Genomic DNA, 18,514 nt, shown 5'->3' with positions numbered 1-18,514 from the left:
TTTCTAAATTTTCTCACTTTGTATCTCCTTCTTCAAGCTTCTGTTCTTTTTACACCTCTTTGATTTTATCGTATATACCCATTAATGGAAATGCATGGTGTATATAAGTCGTTTATCTTCTACCATTAACCTTCTCCGTTAATTGAAGAATAGATTTTTCTGAATGTATGATTTTGCATAAAATCATACATTCGAATCGAGTGAAAAATGAAATATTATGTTAAATTTAAAGGTGTAGTAATATTTTACATTTATAGGAATATCGCTATAGAAATTCCGGTGTAATGTTTGATAGAATAGTAATGTAATAGTAGGTGTTGATTGAATAAAAAATTAAAGATTTTATAAAAGGAGTAAACTTCAAATGAAACGTCATTCCCTGTTGATTAGTGGTATTTTATGTATTTGCTTATTATTTACTAGTGTTCAAGCTATTTTTGCTAGTTCTATTACATTGAACGAAAAAGGGGCATACCGTCCCACCATCTATATTAATGGTGAAAAAAGAGAGTTAAAAGGAGTTATCCCTTCTAGTGGTAGTACATTAGTTCCGTTTAGAGAATTCTTTTCAGTGCTGAACATTGAACCAACGTTCAACAATAAAACAAAAACAGTTACTGTGAAGAATGATAAAACGACAATTACTTTAACAGCAGGAAAAAAAGTAGTCACACTAAATGGTAAAGAAGTACAACTGTTACAAGATCCCAAAATTGAAGATGGTATTATGTATGTCAATCTTCGCTTTATTGCAGAATCGTTTGGAGGAACAGTTCGATTCGACAAAAATAGTTTAACGATTTATATAGACTTTCAAAGTATTACTGATTTGACTACGATTTGGGCAAATGCACTCAAAACAAGGGATGGAAAACCTCGCTATGAAATGATGTCTGAGCAAGCGAAAGAAAAATTCAAACAAGAACAAATTAAAAGAAGTGGAGAAAACTGGAATTATATTATCGGAGGTTCAAGTCCTTGGGTTGTCGATTTTGAATTTGAAATTAACGGTATGAATGCTACGATAACTTATCGGACTCAAACAAGTGAACCAGCCTATTACAAGACAAAGGAAACGATCACATTTGTTAAGAAAAACGATAAACTTTTCGTAGAAGATTATCAAACGATTTTTGAAGATCAATTGATTAAAACCAATTGATCCTTTGTGGAAGTGAACTATATATTTAATTTAATAAAATGAGAGTAGCTATAATATTACTGATACTCTCATTTTATTTTTTGTTTAGAAAATAATTTATTGGATCTGAGTCAATATCGTGGACACAAATAAGTTAACTTTTCACGCTGATTGATGGAACTGATTTTCAACTTCTTGCGGCGTATGAAAGTTTAATTGGCCGTGAATACGTCGACGATTATACCAGCCTTCAATAAACTGAAACAAGGCTGCGTTCGCCGATTCGAAATTTAAATAGGTTACGTGATGGACTTCTTCCTTCTTTAAAATGGAATGAAAAGATTCAATACATGCATGATCGTATGGGCAGCCTTTACGACTAAAAGATGGAATGATTTTCTGTTCTTTAAGCGCTTGGCTAAACCCTTCACTTGTGTATTGAGAGCCAAGATCTGTATGCAAAATGAGGCCAGGCGTTGGCTGTTGGATAGAAACGGCATTGTCTAAAGCATGCAAAACAAGTTCAGTCGTCATAGAACGAGAGAAAGAATACCCAATGATTTTTTTAGAATACAGATCTAAGACCGTCGCTAAATAACACCAGCCATCTCGCAAAGTGTGGATATAGGTAATATCGGCCAACCATTTTTCATTCAATTTAGAAGTAGAAAAATCCTGTTGTAGTATGTTCTCACGGGCCTCAATCGGTTTTCTATTTGTTTGTGGACGGAATTTTTTAATCGTAATCGAATAGATTCCCGCCTTTCTCATGATCCGTTGAACTCGTTTAAGACTAACCGAAAACCCTGCTTTTAATAGAAGGAAATGAATCTTAGGTGCTCCATATCGGCCTTTACTCTTGATGTGGATCAACTGAATCTGTTCAAGAAGCAGTCGGTTTTCCCGGTCACGTGCTGATTCTGTTTTAATCAAGGACTGATAATACGTGCTTCTTGGCATATCCAACACTTCACACATGAACTGGATGGGGAATACTTCTTTTTGATCGTGAATCAAGTTTGTTAGCTCGGTATCGGTTACTTTCTGGCGAATATGGCCATAGCCTTTTTTAAGATTTCAATTTCCTGTTTCATTCGAAGATTCTCTTTTTGGATTTCAGTTATATCCTGTGGTGTTAGACTATTTTCCTCGCCATTCACTGGAGTAAGAGCTTTAATCCATTTATAAATTGTGACTTCAGATACACCATATTCGCTGCTTAACGTACTCACCGAGCTACCAGTGTGATAAAGTTCCACCACCATTTTCTTAAAATCATCGTTATATTTACGCTTGTTTCTTGATTCCATGCCGGACACTTCCCCTCTTATTTTTTATCATAGAGAGTTAACTAAACCGTGTCCATGAAACTATACTAACTCCAATGATGATGAAAACATTTTGTTTATATTTAGTAAAAAGAAAAATAGAAACCTTTCGATGGGAAAGGAAGAGGAGAGATAGTATGAATCAGATAAATGCAAACACAATAAAAACAAAAAAAACCTTTTTTCGAGCAGATCAGGTAGGTAGTTTTCTTCGTCCACAGGTTTTAAAGGATGCAAAAGCAAAACATCAACAAGGTCAAATTTCTAAATCAGAATTGCGCTCAATTGAGGATATCGAGATTGGAAAGCTTGTAGAAAAGCAGAAAGAAGTTGGGCTTACCGCTGTGACGGATGGTGAATTTAGACGGAAATGGTGGCACTTGGATTTTATAGAGGCGTTAGAAGGTATTCGAGTTTATGAAATAGACGCATCTGGGTTATTTCATGGAGCCATGAAGAAAGCAACGTTATATACCGTTGCTTCTAAATTGAAGTTTCCTGAAAATCATCCGTTTTTAGAGGATTTTAAATTTTTAAAAAGCCTTGCAGGAGACCATGTTGCCAAATTTACGATTCCAGGGCCTAATATGATTTTTTACTCGGGTGTGGTTAACAGTCAAGTTTATCTAGACAACCCTTCATATTCATCACTAGATGAGGTTGCACAAGATATTGTCAAGGTATATCAAGAAGCGATTCAAGCGTTCTATGATGCTGGATGCCGTTATTTACAACTAGATGATACGAGTTGGGGCGCTTTATTCAGTGATGATTTCAGAGTAAAGATTAAAGAAAAGGGTTTTGATCCCGATGAATTGGTGAAAAAGTTTGCGGATATTACGATTGAAGCTGTTTCGAATAAACCAGAAGATATGGCTATTACCATACATATTTGTCGTGGTAACTTTAAATCATCATGGTTGTATCAAGGGGGATATGAGCCAATTGCAGAAGAATTATTTTCACGAGTAAATGTGGACGCCTTCTTTTTAGAGTTTGACAGCGATCGTTCAGGTGACTTTAAGCCATTGCGATTCATTAAAGATCAGCACGTAGTTTTGGGGTTGATCACATCAAAGACTGGTGAACTCGAAGACAAGGAAGAGATCAAACAACGTGTTGCAGAAGCAGCAAAATATGTGAAAATCGATCAACTTTGTTTAAGTCCACAATGTGGATTTTCCTCTACAGAAGAAGGAAATGTAATTACCGAGCAAGATCAATGGAACAAGTTAGGACTTGTTGTTGAAATCGCAAATGAAATTTGGAAATAATATCAAATTTTAATTATTTCCAAATAGAATCTTATAGATGCATAAAAATTAACTTAATCGTCTTCTCAACGAAAATTTATCTAAACTTCAGTAACATACACATTCCTGATACTGGAAAAAGAGGGCGAGAAGCCATCTCCTAAGAGTCACCTGAAGAAAAGCCTATATTCTTGTACATAGGTCACTGCAATAATCTGAAATGTTATACAAAAAAGGAAATGGACCTATTCTTTTAGTAGAAGAGCTCCATTTCCTTTTTTACTTTCAAAAAGCGTGGTTCAAAACCACCGTCTTTAGACGGTATACGTTTTAGCCCAAATGGATTCCTCCTACTTTAGTAGGTGGACGTTCAAATTTTCGTTTTTTTATAAAATTACATTTCATTAATACCACAGTTAAATTGCCAAATAATCCCGAATTTATCTGTTAATTGGCCGTAGCATTTGCTCCAGAATGTTTCTTGAAGTTCCATACCAACGGTGCCACCTTCTTTTAATTTATCAAATTGAGATTTAATTTCATCTAAGTTCTCGCTTACAATAGCAAGACTAATGTTGTTACCTTTAATAAAAGGCATCCCAGGAAAAACATCAGAAAACATAACATTACTGCCACTAATATTAAGGCGTGTATGCATGACTAAATTTTTGGCTTCTTCTGGAAGAGGAAATTCTGGATTAGGTGGCGACTCCCCAAACGTCATAATTTTTGGCTTTTCTGTTTCAAAAACCTGTGCGTAGAATTCTACTGCTTCATGACAGTTTCCATTAAAATTAAGATAAACATCAATAGACATTTCCCTCACTCCTAAGTGTTTACTTGTTAATCATTGATAAATGAATCCATTTTATATTGTATCATTTACCAGCTCAATATCAAAAATACCTACTTAGAAAGATAGTGGAAACTTTTCATTTTATTCTCTAGAAAATTAGAGATGATTAAAGCAGATGATTATAAATTACATTTTGATTAATGAATCAACTCATTTTCAAACCTAACATACCTCAAACAGCTAATAGTTGTTTGAGGTGTATTTTTGTTTCGATTAAAGGTGCATCCGGTTGGACTTGACGTCTTATGCGGCAAAAAGAGAACTCCAGCTTTTCAAAGATGATAGTAAGAGACTCATTGTAACAATTAGTGGTCATTTTATTAAGAAAATTAATATTTTGAAAAAATTACTAGATTGGGTATGATGTACTCTGTATAATTAAGTCGTAGTATTAATATATTTGTAAAATAAGACGCATTAATAGAAAATGCGAGATTAAAGTTTCAATTGGATGTACTTGAAGTAAACTGCTACCTCTTACATATATGGTGTAAAAAATTCACCACATTCCCCTATGTGCATAGTAGTGTATTCATAAAATGTAGGAATTATTGGTGATTTTTTTAAAAAAAATATATGGTAGCGATTACAGTTTTTTTGGAGGGTAATATGTTTAAATTTGGAAAAAATGACGAGGTCAATCAGGAAGATTTTTCTACACATCAATTAATTGATGAATTAGAAAGAATTTATGAAATGAATGCAAACTATGGAACATCGGGTGATGCATATTTACAAGGAAATAATGAAATAGAGATTATGATTAATAAAATTCTAGAATTAAAGAATTCTCAAGTTAGAGAACAATTTCTACTAAATAGTGATTTGATAGAATTTGTTACTCAAATGGATTACGTAAAAGATATGGTAGACCATATAGCTATTCAAAAGGAATCTATGGAGGAAGTTGCAGCTAGTAGTGAAGAGATGAGTCATGCGATTGAAGAAGTAGCAAATCATGTTCAAACTTCCTTAAACACAACGAGGGAAGCAGTTTCGATATCAACAAATTCTCTTGAAACGATCAGTGAATCATTTAAATACATAAATAAATCATTCGAAGAGATGAATATTGCTCAGGATAAAATGCATAATGTAGCAGAAAACACAAAAGAGATTGATGCAGTAGTTAACATCATTAACGAAGTGGCAGAACGAACGAATCTACTAGCCTTAAATGCAAGTATAGAAGCAGCGAGATCTGGAGATGCAGGGAGAGGTTTTGCAGTTGTTGCAAAAGAGATAAAAAAATTAGCGGAGAGTACAAAAAATTCAGCTAATTATATAAAAGATATGGTAAAGAAGTTACGGGACGAAATCGGTGTTTCAGAACAAGCAATTACTGAAGCGGTTCATGTGTTTTCTACAGGGAAAGAACATCTCGATCAAGCAGTTTTATCAATGGATAAAATGGAAGTGTCATTAGATGGAATTAATTCAGTCTTTGAAAGTATAACTGCCAATGTAGAAGAACAATCTGCTACAACACAAGAAGTAACGGCAAGATTAAGTGAAATTAACCATCAGACTCAGATGTTAAGTGACATTTGCATGAAAACTGGACAAGGTATATATACGATAAGTACGATGGCTGAAAATCTTAGGAATACAGCACTTCCTTATTTTAAGGACTTTAGAGGAAATCAGCGCTTAAAACCAATTGCTGCTGAACATCTATTATGGAAATGGAAAGCCTATAATGCAGTATGTGGTTTTGTAAAGCTTGATGAAGATTGTTTAGGGGATCATACTACATGTACGCTTGGAAAGCATTTAGAATATACGAAACAATCTAATCCTAGAGATGAGATGGTGGTGAAAATGTACGAACCACATAAAAAAGTACATGCACTTTCAAAAGAAATAATTCGTGCAGTAAATCGTGGAAACAGAAGCAATATTGCTAGTTATTTAAGGGAGCTAGATGAAGCTACAGTAGAATTAATGAAAGGTTTAAAATAAAATAGATAGAAGTGGTGGAATTAAGGATAGTAGAAGGAGAGCAAACATGGAATATAATGAAAAAGAATATGAAATATTAATTGAAAAAGCCATCGAGTTTACCCCGATTTGGTTGAAACAGGACATTGAAAGTATTATTCAAAAAAAAGATGAGACAACTAGAATAAGTTATGTCATTAGCGAGCTTTATAAAAAATATACGTTTAATGCTACCCATATTTTAGCTGCTATGGGTCAAAATACAGAGTGGTCAGTAGTTTCCCGTGAAAGATTGAATTTTATTGATAACAATATAGACTTAATACAGGTGATACTAAAAAGATGTGAGTAAATAAAGGGCTGAATCTGACAAGAACATTAAAGCGATGTTCTTGTTTTTCGATATCTTGATGTTTAAATGAGATTATTTTCAAAAGGAAAAAAATAAGAAACTTACACCGAAGTGCTGAAATAGTCGAGGCAATATTTGCCTTTGATTTTTCCAGCGGCAGGAGCATGGTTTGCCTTCGCTTATACGGACTGGAAGTGATGTACTCTTAGGGAAACTGATGAATTTATTTGTCTTTCTCTTTTTATTAAGTGTGATCGCTTATATTGGGAGCCTAATGATATTTGAACGCAAGTCATTTTAATAGAAGTAAGGAAAAGTTGCAGTGACAATCTGCAATAGACTTATCTTTTCTTATTTTCTAAACTCGATTTAAACCGTTTGCCATTTCAATTTGAGAATATCGATTTTGTTGTTAAACAAGGATAATAAAGTTGTTTAATTTACAATAAAGTCGTTTGAAAAGTAATATAGTTATTTAAAAATCCTTCCGTCACTAAATTGTAAATTTAGCGAAAGAAGGAATAATGTAGGCAGAATGGTGGACAATGTCGGTACATACTGTGTAATTCAACAATGTCCTAAGTGGTCCTTAGTTCGAGTTAATCGTATTGGACTGTGTGGCAAACATGCTGACAAAGTTGTTGAAGTTGGCTAGCCAGTCGTTAGTGATAATGCTTCCAATGTAACCGTCTGGTCGGATTAGCACTAATGTTTCACCAGTGATGCCGTAAATACTGCTCAGCTTGCCGGTTGTGTCGTCGAGGCGATAGTTGTTAACTCCGAGACCGTTACCGACGGCGTAGCAGCGTAATTCGGCATCACCAATCGGCCAGCTTGTCTTAATCGGCGTTGGGCTCCAAAGGCTAGCAGGGTGAAGTGTGGCCCCTGCTAGAGCTCGAATAAGCGACTTGAACCTTTCGTCCTATACAAGGAGCGTCCGGTGCTCTGTCGCCAACATGTAGAGTTTTAGTGGCCGAGCTATTTCCGTTACGCGAGCTATGTGTACGATGAAGAAACAGGCTTCTATTATTTGAAGTCTCGTTACTACAATCCAGAAATTGGCCGTTTTATCACCCGTGATATCGTAGCCGACAGCAACATGTATCTCTATGCGGATAATAATCCGGTGAATTTCGTGGATCATGATGGAGCGTTCATATTCCCAATCATTTTATTTTCCTTGCGATTCGCTTAGGAATTGCGGCTTATGATGCCTATACGACCTATCAGTCCATAAAAAATGACCCTAATATTCGCTGACTATGGGTATAATAGTAACGTAGGGGGAATTTCTATGCGAATTTTTATTGTACGATTTTAGGTGGAGGTCCTGTTACTTTCGGAAGGAACTGTATGATAGCTCCAGGCGAACATATCCACAAAAACACTCATCATGTGAATACAGAAGAGCGGATTACAGAAATTGAGTAAACAAAACTTGTAACGATTGGAAGACGAGCCGTTATTAATTCAGGCGTTACCATTGGAAACAATGCACTAATTTCTTCTGGATCTGTTGTGATCAGAGATGTTCCAGATAACGTGGTAGTCGGAGGAAATCCCGCGAAAATGATAAAAAAGTTGTTTTGTTAAGTGGGTTGATAGTTTATTATAGAAACCGCTTATAGTACCCTTATGGAGAGAAGTTCTATACCGATGTAGAAATTGATAGAAGCAAGTTGGTGAAAAGTATTGTTATAGATACTTGATATTAATAGTATAAAGGGAAAGGATGAAGGAGTTGGCAACAATAAAGGATATTGCTAGAGAGGCAAATGTAAGTGTTACCACGGTATCAAATGTTATTCATAATAGGGCATCTAGAGTTTCAACTGAAACTGTAAATAGGGTTCAATCAATCTTAGAAAAATATAATTACATTCCAAACATGAATGCAAGGTCTTTAGTTAATAACAAATCAAAACTAATTGGGGTCTTTTTTAATCAACTGACAGAAGGGACTTTATTTGAAAGTCCGTTTAATACTGAAATACTTGGTGGAGTTGATGAGATATTGAAAGATAATGGATATTACTTATTAGTCCGTTCTATATCATCGATAAGTGAAATCCAGCAGGTTTTAAAAACTTGGAAAATAGATGGGGTGATTTGTTTAGGATTTTTGGTAAATGATGTAATAGATCTGGAACGAAGCATAAATACACCGTTGGTTTTAATAGACATAGAAGTTGATCATAAAAATTCTCGTTCAATGCATTTAACTGTTGGAATTAATGATTGGGAAGGATCTAAAATAGCAACCGAGCATTTAATTGAGAACGGACATCACAACATAGGTTTTGTTTCGTACCCCATTGTTTCTGGTGGAGTTATTGAACGACGTTATTTAGGATATTTGGAGGCTCTTAACAATCACGGTGTTAAACAGAACAAGGAATTTATATTTGAATATGATAAAACGAAAGTCAGCTTGGCCGAATTTTGTGATGAGATAGTAAAAAAAATAGATGATATCACTGGGTTAGTATTTACGGCTGATTATTTAGCGATCGAAATTATGGATAATCTCAAAAACAAGGGCATTTTGGTCCCGAATGATCTTTCGGTCGTAGGATTTGATGACATAGTTATGTCACAGTTTGTAAGTCCGAAGTTAACATCTATTCGTCAAGACATACGATTAAAGGGAAGGAAAGCCGCAACTTTGTTAATTGAATCATTAAACGTTGATACTAATCAAGAATCAAAGAAAGTAGAACTACCTATCCAATTAATTACTAGAGAATCTGTGAAAAAATTTAAAAAGTAATTGCGATAGCGTTTTCAATATGATAATATTCAGAAAAAGGTTTAACGTTAAACCTAAGAACTAGAAGGTCAATATTTTTTTAAGAAGTTTAACGTTAAACCTAATAGGAGGGGTAAATGGTGAGGAAATTAGTTATTAGTCTCTTAACTCTATGTTTATTTTTGGCTTTAGCTGCTTGTTCAGGAGAAGACAAAAGTCTTAAAGGGCTTTCAAAAGATGAAAAGTCGGATAAGGGTATGGAAGTCATCGGGGAGAATGTGAAATTTGACCCTAACAAACTTGTAAATAATGGTGAAACAATTGCAATAGAATTATGGACCTGGGGTGGAAAGGAAGTTTTCCAAAAGCAAGTAGATGCTTATGAAAAAATTTATCCCAACGTTAAAATAAAAGTTGTAAACCAACCGTGGGATGATTATTGGACTAAACTTCCACTTCAATTAAAAGGAAAGAATGGACCTGCGTTGTTTAATGTCCATAATTCATATCATTCAAATATTATCAAATTCATGGCGCCATATGATATTTCAACCGAAGCGTTGGATAAAGATTACATAGGAGTGACCTCGCATGTTATCGATGATCATGTTTACTATATTGATTATGCTATTAACTCTGGAAATATTTACTATAATAAAAAGATGTGGAAAGAAGCTGGTCTTACTGAAACAAATATCCCGACTACATGGGATCAATTCATTCAAGTAGCTGAAAAGTTGACTAAAAAAGATGCAACGGGAAAATTGATACAAGCCGGATTTAATTTCAATGGGGAAACTTACAAAGCTATTATTGCTGGTTTAGGTTATCAAAAGGGAGAATTATTATTTAAAAAGGATGGAAAAACAGTTGATTTTGATAATAAGACAACGATTGGAAACACACAAATGCTCTATGATCTATACAACAAATTCCATGTTGGATCACCAGACTTTGGGGATGACTCGACAAAAAGCTTTGGTAATGGACAATCTGCAATGGTTTACAAATGGGGATGGATGCAAGGGGAATTGAACAATAATTACCCTGATATTGAGTGGGGAGTTTTCCGAATTCCAACGCCAACGGATGAAGTTCCATTTGCTTTTGATCGCTACAATGGTGAGAGTACACCTGGTATCAATGCAAATGCTTCAAGAGAAGAGCAAGCAGTTGCACAAGACTTCTTAAAATTTATTTTAGCTGGTGAAGATTTTGGTAGGGAGTTTTCGTTATTCAACGCATCTTTCCCTTCAAAAAGATCACTTGCTAAAGACCCTGATATTCTTGCAGATCCTGTATTAAGGGCTCTTGCTCCAAACGTTGATCGTTATATATGGCCAGGCTCGTTCCCGAGCGCTGTTGAAACTCAATCAGGAAGAGTGTTTGAAGAAATTTTCTATAATGGTGTCGATATTAAAGATGCAATAAAGGCTGGTCAAAAACAAATGGAAAAAGATATGAAGAATGCTGATTTTGAAACAGTGGAATCAAAATATAAATTCTATTCAGAAAGATGAAAGCGGTTTTAGTGATAGCATAAAGGTCTCAAAATCAACCTTTACATATTCTGAAATGTGAAGGTTGATCTTAATTAACTTCTAGCGTTTGTAGAAAGTGAGAGTGGAATATGGAAAACGTCGGACGTAGGAATAACAGTATTTTCACTTTAAAGAATATAGTTGTCACCTTATTGCTTATCTATTTTGCAGTATTTCTGATTTATCCAATTGGAATGGCCTTAGTAGGAAGCTTCTATAACTGGAATCCAATGAATGGTACATTTGATTTTAACGGTATCCGCAACTATACAGAAATCCTAAAGGATAAACTGTTTTGGACTTCGATGTCGAATACAATGATTTTTTCAATTGTCGTGATTGTTTTTAGAGTTCTAATTGGTTTACTTTTAGCCCTTGCCCTATTTTCGAAGCTAGCAAGATTTAAAACTACATTCCGAACGGTTTATTACATGCCAACAATCACCCCACTTGTTGCTGTTTCATTTGTATGGGTTTGGCTTTATAATCCTCAATTTGGTTTAATTAATGATATTTTTGGTTTAGATATTAACTGGTTAAAAAATAAGGACACAGCCCTAGGTTCCGTCATGCTAATGACAATCTGGAAAGATTTTGGGTATGCAACAATAATCTACTTAGGTGGCTTAATGTCATTGCCAGATGACTGTTTTGAAGCGGCCGATATTGATGGCGCAAGTGGTTGGGAAAAGTTTAAGTACATTACTTGGCCATTGCTAAAACCAACAACAATGCTTGTAGCTGTCACATCCCTGATTACTTATTTGCAATCTTATATTCAGATATTGGTTATGACTGAGGGGGGACCAGGAACATCAACCTATACGATATCTTATTTGATATTTGATGAGGCATTTCAGAATTATAACTTTGGAACAGCTTCAGCCATGTCAATCGTATTATTTTTCTTTATTGGATTATTAACCCTTATTTCATTTAAATTGACCAAGGAAAGGAACTAACTAGAATGCTGCAAAAAGTGAAAGTAACATCCTTTAATCTACTTCTTGTATTTTTTTTGATTATTACGGTATTTCCTTTTGTATGGATGTTGGTCTCATCTTTTAAAACCAATAGTGAGATAGTCAAAATAGGTGGGAGCTTTTGGCCCGAGCACTTTAATTTTTCGAATTATATAAAAGTGCAAGAAAACTTCCAGTTTATGACGATGTTTTTGAACACATTAATCATTGCAACGGTTATTACGGCTTGTGTCATCTATACAAGCTCAATCATTGGATTTGTATTAGCAAAATATAAATTTAAAGGGAGAGACCAATTATTTGGTTTAATCTTAGGAACAATGATGATTCCTTGGGCAGTAACGATTATCCCTAAATATGACATGATGGAAAAATTCGGATGGATGGATAGTTATGCAGCTTTAATCATTCCTTCGCTTGTTAGTGGATTTGGGATATATGTATTACGACAAAATATTATGTCAATACCTGATGAAGTCATTGAGGCGGCCAGAATTGATGGGGCATCAGAGTTTTATATTTTTCACCGTATTATATTCCCTATGTCGCGAAACGCAATATCAAGTGTAGCTATATTTCAGTTTTTATGGGTGTGGGAAGATTATCTCTGGCCATATTTGGTGATTAATACTGATTCAAAACAACTAATAGCAGTGGGCTTAGCGATGTTTAACGGCCAATATTCAACCGATTATGGTGGTTTATTTGCAGCTACAGCTATTTCAATAATTCCAGTCATAATCGTTTATATTATATTCCAAAAACGTTTTATCGAAGGAATAGCTGGTGCCTCAGTAAAAGGTTAATAACGAAGTAGAGTATATGATAGGAAATCACACATTTTGTATCATATAAAAATGGTAAAAGAATCATTAAGGTGAAAGAAATAGCATTTTTAGTGGTGGAACCGGTTAAATTTTAATTGAATATCAGTATATTAATATATTTGAAGAAAGCTAGGTGCTAAACATGATAAAAGTAACAGTATGGAATGAAAATCGTCATGAGAAAAAAAATCCAGTTGTAGGAGATATATATCCAAATGGAATTCATGGTACAATTGCGGAATTTCTAACAGAAGCAGGATTTGAGGCAGGAACGGCTACCTTGGATGAGCCAGAAAACGGTTTAACAGATGAGATTTTAAACAATACCGATGTGCTAATTTGGTGGGGGCACCTTGCACACGGGGAAGTGAAGGATGAAGTGGTCCATAAAGTACACCAACGTGTTTTGGATGGAATGGGACTAATTGTGCTTCATTCTGGGCATTTCTCTAAAATTTTCAAATCATTAATGGGGACAAGTTGTGATTTAAAATGGAGGGAGGCTGGTGAGAAAGAACGTCTCTGGGTAGTAGCACCAAGCCATCCGATTGTTGAAGGAATTGGAGAGTATATTGAATTAGCCAAAGAAGAGATGTACGGAGAACATTTTGACATACCAGTCCCAGATGAGCTTATTTTTACAAGCTGGTTTGAAGGAGGAGAAGTGTTCCGAAGCGGCTGCGCATATAATCGTGGAAATGGTAAAGTGTTCTATTTCCGACCTGGACATGAAACCTATCCGACATACCATAACAAAGATATCCAACGAGTTATTGTGAATGCCGTGAAATGGGCACAGCCCATAAAGAGTAATCGTCCGGTTTATGGAAATTCACAACCGTTAGAAAAGCTTTCATTGAACAACTAATTTAATCCAAGGGGGAAGTAATGATGGGGAAATTAAAAGTTGGCGTAATTGGATGTGGCAGTATTGCTCAGCATCGTCATTTACCGGAGTATGCAATGAATCAAAATGTACAGATTATTGCGGTTTGTGACGTTGTTGAGGAGCGTGCACAAGAAGTGGCTGAAAAGTACGGGGCAAAAGTGTATACGAACTATGAAGAATTATTACAAAGTGGTGAAGTTGACGCAGTAAGTGTATGTACACCAAACTATCTTCATGCACCCATCTCTATAATTGCTTTAAACGCGGGTGTACATGTTCTATGTGAAAAGCCGATAGCGACTTCAAAGGAAGAAGCACAGGCAATGATTGAATCGGCTGAAAAAAATGGAAAAAAATTAATGATTGCTCATAATCAGCGCTTTGTTCCATCACACCAAAAAGCGCGTCAATTGATAGAAAATGGGGAATTGGGCAAGATTTATAGCTTCCGTACGGCTTTCGGACATGGTGGACCAGAAGGATGGAGTGTGGAAGGAAAAGAAGGATGGTTTTTTCAAAAGGAAAAGGCATTCATTGGAGCAATGGGTGACCTAGGCGTACATAAAACAGATTTACTTCGTTATTTGCTTGGTGAAGAATTTGTAGAAGTGGGTGCATTTATTGAGACTAGCGCAAAGGACTTTGCAAATGTAGATGATAATGCGATTTGTGTACTGAAAACTGAGAGTGGTATTATCGGCACGCTTGCAGCAAGCTGGTCTTATGTCAGTAAGGAAGATAATTCAACGATTATTTACGGTGAGAAAGCGATTCTTCGTTTAGAAGAGGATCCGACATACTCCTTAGTTGTGCAGTATGCGACTGGAGAAAGTGTGAACTATAAGCTTGGTAAAATTCAGTCTAATGAAAATGGTGGGCAGGTAAACTCACATATTGTTGAACAATTTGTGGAATCCGTTGTTCAGGAAAAAGAACCACCGGTAAATGGCGAGGAAGGCATGAAATCATTAGAAGTCATATTAGCAGCTCTAAGATCTAACGAAACAAAACAAATTACCCGCGTGTAAATAAGAGGAGACACATATGAATAAGCTTCGAATAGGAATCATTGGGATAGGTGGTATTGCCAAAGGCCGCCATATCCCCGCTTTATTGCAACTAAATGATCAATGTATTATCACTGCGGTTAGTGATGTGAATTTAGAACGTGCCAAGGAAGTAGCTGAAACACATCAAATTACTCATGTATTTGAAAACTACCGAGATGTATTTCCTGAAGTTGATGCAGTGTGTATCTGTACACCGAATAAGTTTCACGCTGAAATCTCAATTGCCGCTTTGGGTGCAGGTGTTAATGTGTTCTGTGAAAAACCAATGGCTCTTACTACGGCAGAATGTGAAGCAATGATTACAGCCGCAACGAAAGCAAAAAAGGTGTTAGCTATTGGGTATCACTACCGTTTTATGAAAGAAGCACAGTCAGCTAAGAAAATGATGCATGGAGTCGGAAAGCCGCTTGTGGCCAGAGTTCAGGCATTAAGACGTCGTAAGGTACCAGGATGGGGTGTTTTTACCAATAAAGAACTTCAAGGTGGTGGTAGCTTGATTGATTATGGGTGTCATCTACTTGATTTAGCTCTTTGGTTAATGGGGAATCCGAAACATGTCACAGTATGCGGTAGCACATATAATGCGTTAAGCAAAACAGAGAATCAAGTGAATATGTGGGGTGAATTTGACCATAAAACATTTAATGTGGATGACCATGTAACCGCCTATATCAAATTTGAAAATGGAACTTCCCTGCTTTTTGAAACATCATGGGCAGCTAACATTAAAGAGGATCAAGAACATGTCAGCATATCTGGTGTTGACGGGGGACTAAGTGTGTTTCCATTTGAACTTTATTCATCAAAGAATGGAATGCTATTTAACAGTGAACCAGCATGGCTTCCAGTTGAAGAAGCCACGGGACTTCTGCAGCTAAAAAACTTTATAGACGTCTGCCATGGAATAGATGAACTTATTGTAAAGCCTGAAGAAGCCTTGCAAGTATCGCAAATTATCGATGCTATTTATGAAAACAGTAGCAGTAAAGAGGGTATGTAAACATAGAACTAGGCGTATTTACTGTTTTATATGCAGATCAATCAAATGAAGAGATGTTTGATAAACATAAGATCAGAGGGTTTACATGCTGTTGAAATCGGAACTGAAGGTTATCCAGGTAATGCACATTGACCACTTGGTAAGAGTTTAACAGATGAGCATAATCGACATAATTAATTAGAAGTATTCACGTCACGAGGTTAATAATCATTACCTTTAGCTGACATGGAAATCAGATTTCTCCAGATGAAGTCTTACAGATGTGATGGATCTAACAAATATATTATAATAAACCTCTGGCTAAATAATTAGCAGGAGGTTTATTAATTTACCTTCAATTCTTCCTTTCCTTAAGTTGCTATGACTGACCTGTAGTTTAAATAGTAAGAGGTACCACCTAACAACTAACCTTGTTCTTTTTTCTAAAATATAGGCAAAGCATCAACCGTATCTGCTAAATCACTATACGAATCGTTCAAAATTTACTTGCTTCGTAAGAAATTAAAAATGCAGAGAGCACATATTTTTGTATTATAGAAAACAATTCTTTTTCTCTACTTCGTAATGTTAAGATTTCAAGCTTATAGCGTTTACTATCTTTTCCTTCTCCAACAAATAATCTGACACCAAAACCTTCTTGGTGTAAGGGTGAGATAAAATCATCATTTCTATTCGTAATATTGGCGACAATTGTGGTATACCCAATAGCAAGTCTCTCCTCTACATATCCTCCAATAGCAATTCCTACGGAAAAACCAATCGCATATACAAGCGTAGCCCAAATGGATTGCTCACCTGTAAAGATAATGGCTAAACCAAATACATACACTAATGATTCTATAAATCCTAAAATGGAAGCAAGCCATTTTTGTCTTTTACTAAAAAAATAATTCGTAACGTATATTTCCAATCCTTGAACTCAGGATAAAATAACTTATTAGGTTCTTGAGTTAATGCTTGCCTTGCGTTATTACTGCTATCAAATACTTTCCATTCAAATCCGTAGATAACTCATTAAATAATGAATCAACGTAACTTCTTATTTGTGCATTGCAAGAAGCTCATTCACCTCTTGAAAATGCTCTAATAGCCAAATCATAATGTCCTTTTTCCGTTTTTAAATTATACTTATTTAGGAATAGAACAAGTAAACTTTCCTTCTCAATGTAACTATTTATTGAATCAATCCTACGAACTAGCTCACTATGGATGAGTGGGTGTTCACCGGGTTTTAATGCCGTAATAGCTAGCTTTATTGTTTGAAATACTAGTAGATTATTATTTGAATGTCCGAATACATAACTCACAATGTGATCACTTAATTGGTCATAAATACCACAAAATCACTCCAAATATAAAGGTCTTTCATTAATTCACTGAATTGTTGAGAGGCCTTTTTTTCTACTACTTTTGTAGATATGTCCCCTAACGGCGTTGACGATATTTTAAATGTAGGCTATTATGTACGTATATCAGTGGAATTGGGTAGTAATTGTTTAAATACAAGCTAAGCCTATTCATTAGTGTGCAGAGAAGATTTTAGGTACTTCTATGCATTGTAATGAATGGGTTTTTTTTTGTTATATTGGGATAATAGATGATCCCAATAAAATATCCTTGATGGGAGTGAAATATATGGAAATTAAAAGGCTTCTAAATAACAATGTCGTTATTACGGAAGATAAAAACGGTGAAGAGATAATTGTTATGGGAAAAGGAATAGGCTATCAAAAATCAAAAGGTGATGTGATTGATGAAAGTAAGGTAAATAAAATTTTTCGCATAGCCAATCAAGATATATCTACTAAATTACAAGAACTGCTAAATAACATACCCATTGAGCATATGAAACTCTCAGATAAAATTATTGAATATGCCCAAAGCAAATTAGGTAAAAAACTAAATGAAGGTATTTATATTTCATTGAGTGACCACACCTATACTGCAATTCAAAGAATTAGTGAAGGAATTCAGGTGAAAAATGCACTTCTTTGGGAGATAAAACGATTTTATAAAGATGAATTTAATATTGGCATGAAAGCACTGGATATTATAGAAAAAGAAACACATATCCGTTTACCTGACGATGAAGCAGGTTTTATTGCTTTTCATATTGTAAATGCTCAGTTGGGTAAAGAACAGCCAATCGTACAAGAGATTACGCAGTTGATTCAAGAAGTGCTGACAATTGTTAGAGTTCATTTTGGTGTTGAGATTATGGAAGAATCAGTTTCCTCTTATCGTTTTATTAGCCATTTAAAGTTTTTCGCTTCCCGGCTAATTACGGATAGCACATACAGTGATGAATCTGATGAAGAGTTACTTGAAATCATTAAAAACAAGTATGTGAAAGAGTTTAAATGTGTTTCGAAGATTCAACTATTTATCCATAAGAAATACGGATACGATTTAACCTCAAATGAAATAATTTATCTGACCATTCATGTAGCAAAGGTAGTTCGGGAGTCGAGTAGATAGGTAAAGGAACATTAAAGGTGGTGATGACTGTAAACATGCAATACATAGCTGGATGGTAACATTAAGTTGGCCAAACCTTCACTATTTCTGTTAATAAATACAAGAG

Annotated in this window: 17 protein-coding genes and 1 pseudogene; 14 read left to right on the top strand and 4 right to left on the bottom strand. The window is 35.2% G+C overall.

Translation table 11 applies throughout. From position 1 onward, the window contains the following. The first annotated feature begins 364 nt into the window (after positions 1-364). Entirely contained in the window at positions 365-1,162 is a 798-nt protein-coding gene (locus AC625_RS12260) for a copper amine oxidase N-terminal domain-containing protein (protein WP_049681526.1), read from the top strand. A gap of 141 nt (positions 1,163-1,303) precedes the next feature. Here AC625_RS12260 and AC625_RS12255 read toward each other — a convergent pair. Continuing rightward, positions 1,304-2,451 (bottom strand): IS3 family transposase gene (locus AC625_RS12255; RefSeq protein ID WP_425415446.1). Its coding sequence is split into 2 segments (ribosomal slippage): positions 1,304-2,205 and positions 2,205-2,451, totalling 1,149 coding nucleotides; the frame shifts between segments, so codons are not numbered across the junction. 155 nt (positions 2,452-2,606) lie between these two features. Here AC625_RS12255 and AC625_RS12245 point away from each other — a divergent pair. After that, positions 2,607-3,743, top strand: coding sequence for a 5-methyltetrahydropteroyltriglutamate--homocysteine S-methyltransferase (locus AC625_RS12245; RefSeq protein ID WP_049681523.1), 1,137 nt, complete (start codon positions 2,607-2,609; stop codon positions 3,741-3,743). Between the two features lie 373 nt (positions 3,744-4,116). On the opposite strand, the gene AC625_RS12240 is transcribed toward AC625_RS12245, so the two are convergent. Beyond that, entirely contained in the window at positions 4,117-4,539 is a 423-nt protein-coding gene (locus tag AC625_RS12240) for a VOC family protein (RefSeq protein ID WP_049681522.1), read from the bottom strand. Positions 4,540-5,187: 648 nt separating this feature from the next. Between AC625_RS12240 and AC625_RS12235 the strand changes: the two genes are divergently transcribed. The 11 genes and pseudogenes from AC625_RS12235 to AC625_RS12195 all read left to right on the top strand — a co-directional run bounded on the left by AC625_RS12235 (position 5,188) and on the right by AC625_RS12195 (position 15,930). After that, positions 5,188-6,540 carry a methyl-accepting chemotaxis protein gene (locus AC625_RS12235; RefSeq protein WP_049681521.1) on the top strand — a complete coding sequence of 451 codons (1,353 nt, stop codon included), beginning with the start codon at positions 5,188-5,190 and terminating at the stop codon, positions 6,538-6,540. Positions 6,541-6,586: 46 nt separating this feature from the next. Beyond that, positions 6,587-6,871 carry a hypothetical protein gene (locus AC625_RS12230; RefSeq protein ID WP_049681520.1) on the top strand — a complete coding sequence of 95 codons (285 nt, stop codon included), beginning with the start codon at positions 6,587-6,589 and terminating at the stop codon, positions 6,869-6,871. 1,000 nt (positions 6,872-7,871) lie between these two features. Further along, positions 7,872-8,066 carry an RHS repeat-associated core domain-containing protein gene (locus tag AC625_RS28585; protein WP_082191072.1) on the top strand — a complete coding sequence of 65 codons (195 nt, stop codon included), beginning with the start codon at positions 7,872-7,874 and terminating at the stop codon, positions 8,064-8,066. 63 nt (positions 8,067-8,129) lie between these two features. Further along, positions 8,130-8,464: pseudogene (locus tag AC625_RS25865) on the top strand (LbetaH domain-containing protein); the annotation flags it as partial. A 148-nt stretch (positions 8,465-8,612) separates the two neighbouring features. Next, positions 8,613-9,641 (top strand): LacI family DNA-binding transcriptional regulator, encoded by a 1,029-nt coding sequence (locus tag AC625_RS12225; RefSeq protein WP_049681519.1) that lies wholly within the window; start codon positions 8,613-8,615, stop codon positions 9,639-9,641. Positions 9,642-9,757: 116 nt separating this feature from the next. After that, positions 9,758-11,140, top strand: coding sequence for an extracellular solute-binding protein (locus AC625_RS12220; protein ID WP_049681518.1), 1,383 nt, complete (start codon positions 9,758-9,760; stop codon positions 11,138-11,140). A 110-nt stretch (positions 11,141-11,250) separates the two neighbouring features. Beyond that, positions 11,251-12,123 carry a carbohydrate ABC transporter permease gene (locus AC625_RS12215; RefSeq protein WP_049681517.1) on the top strand — a complete coding sequence of 291 codons (873 nt, stop codon included), beginning with the start codon at positions 11,251-11,253 and terminating at the stop codon, positions 12,121-12,123. 5 nt (positions 12,124-12,128) lie between these two features. Beyond that, positions 12,129-12,950 (top strand): carbohydrate ABC transporter permease, encoded by an 822-nt coding sequence (locus AC625_RS12210; protein ID WP_049681516.1) that lies wholly within the window; start codon positions 12,129-12,131, stop codon positions 12,948-12,950. A gap of 163 nt (positions 12,951-13,113) precedes the next feature. Then, positions 13,114-13,839, top strand: a complete 726-nt coding sequence (locus AC625_RS12205; RefSeq protein WP_049681515.1) for a ThuA domain-containing protein — start codon at positions 13,114-13,116, stop codon at positions 13,837-13,839. Positions 13,840-13,862: 23 nt separating this feature from the next. Further along, the gene (locus tag AC625_RS12200) at positions 13,863-14,888 is read left to right on the top strand and encodes a Gfo/Idh/MocA family protein (protein ID WP_049681514.1); all 1,026 of its coding nucleotides are present in this window, start codon (positions 13,863-13,865) and stop codon (positions 14,886-14,888) included. A gap of 16 nt (positions 14,889-14,904) precedes the next feature. After that, on the top strand, positions 14,905-15,930 hold the full coding sequence (locus tag AC625_RS12195; RefSeq protein ID WP_049681513.1) for a Gfo/Idh/MocA family protein: 1,026 nt from the start codon (positions 14,905-14,907) through the stop codon (positions 15,928-15,930). A gap of 475 nt (positions 15,931-16,405) precedes the next feature. On the opposite strand, the gene AC625_RS12190 is transcribed toward AC625_RS12195, so the two are convergent. After that, positions 16,406-16,840 (bottom strand): DUF5698 domain-containing protein, encoded by a 435-nt coding sequence (locus AC625_RS12190; RefSeq protein ID WP_049681512.1) that lies wholly within the window; start codon positions 16,838-16,840, stop codon positions 16,406-16,408. Between the two features lie 151 nt (positions 16,841-16,991). Further along, the gene (locus tag AC625_RS25135) at positions 16,992-17,237 is read right to left on the bottom strand and encodes a hypothetical protein (RefSeq protein ID WP_053178094.1); all 246 of its coding nucleotides are present in this window, start codon (positions 17,235-17,237) and stop codon (positions 16,992-16,994) included. Positions 17,238-17,565: 328 nt separating this feature from the next. Here AC625_RS25135 and licT point away from each other — a divergent pair, with 328 nt between their 5' ends. Next, a complete protein-coding gene (licT, locus tag AC625_RS12180) occupies positions 17,566-18,408 on the top strand; it encodes a BglG family transcription antiterminator LicT (RefSeq protein ID WP_049681511.1) in 843 nt (280 codons plus the stop codon). The last annotated feature ends 106 nt before the right edge of the window (positions 18,409-18,514 follow it).

The organism is Peribacillus loiseleuriae, from assembly GCF_001183985.1.
Taxonomy (GTDB): Bacteria; Bacillota; Bacilli; order Bacillales; family DSM-1321; genus Peribacillus; species Peribacillus loiseleuriae.
The sequence above is the reverse complement of the archived record's forward strand: the minus strand, read 5'-3'. Positions and strand labels throughout refer to the sequence as shown.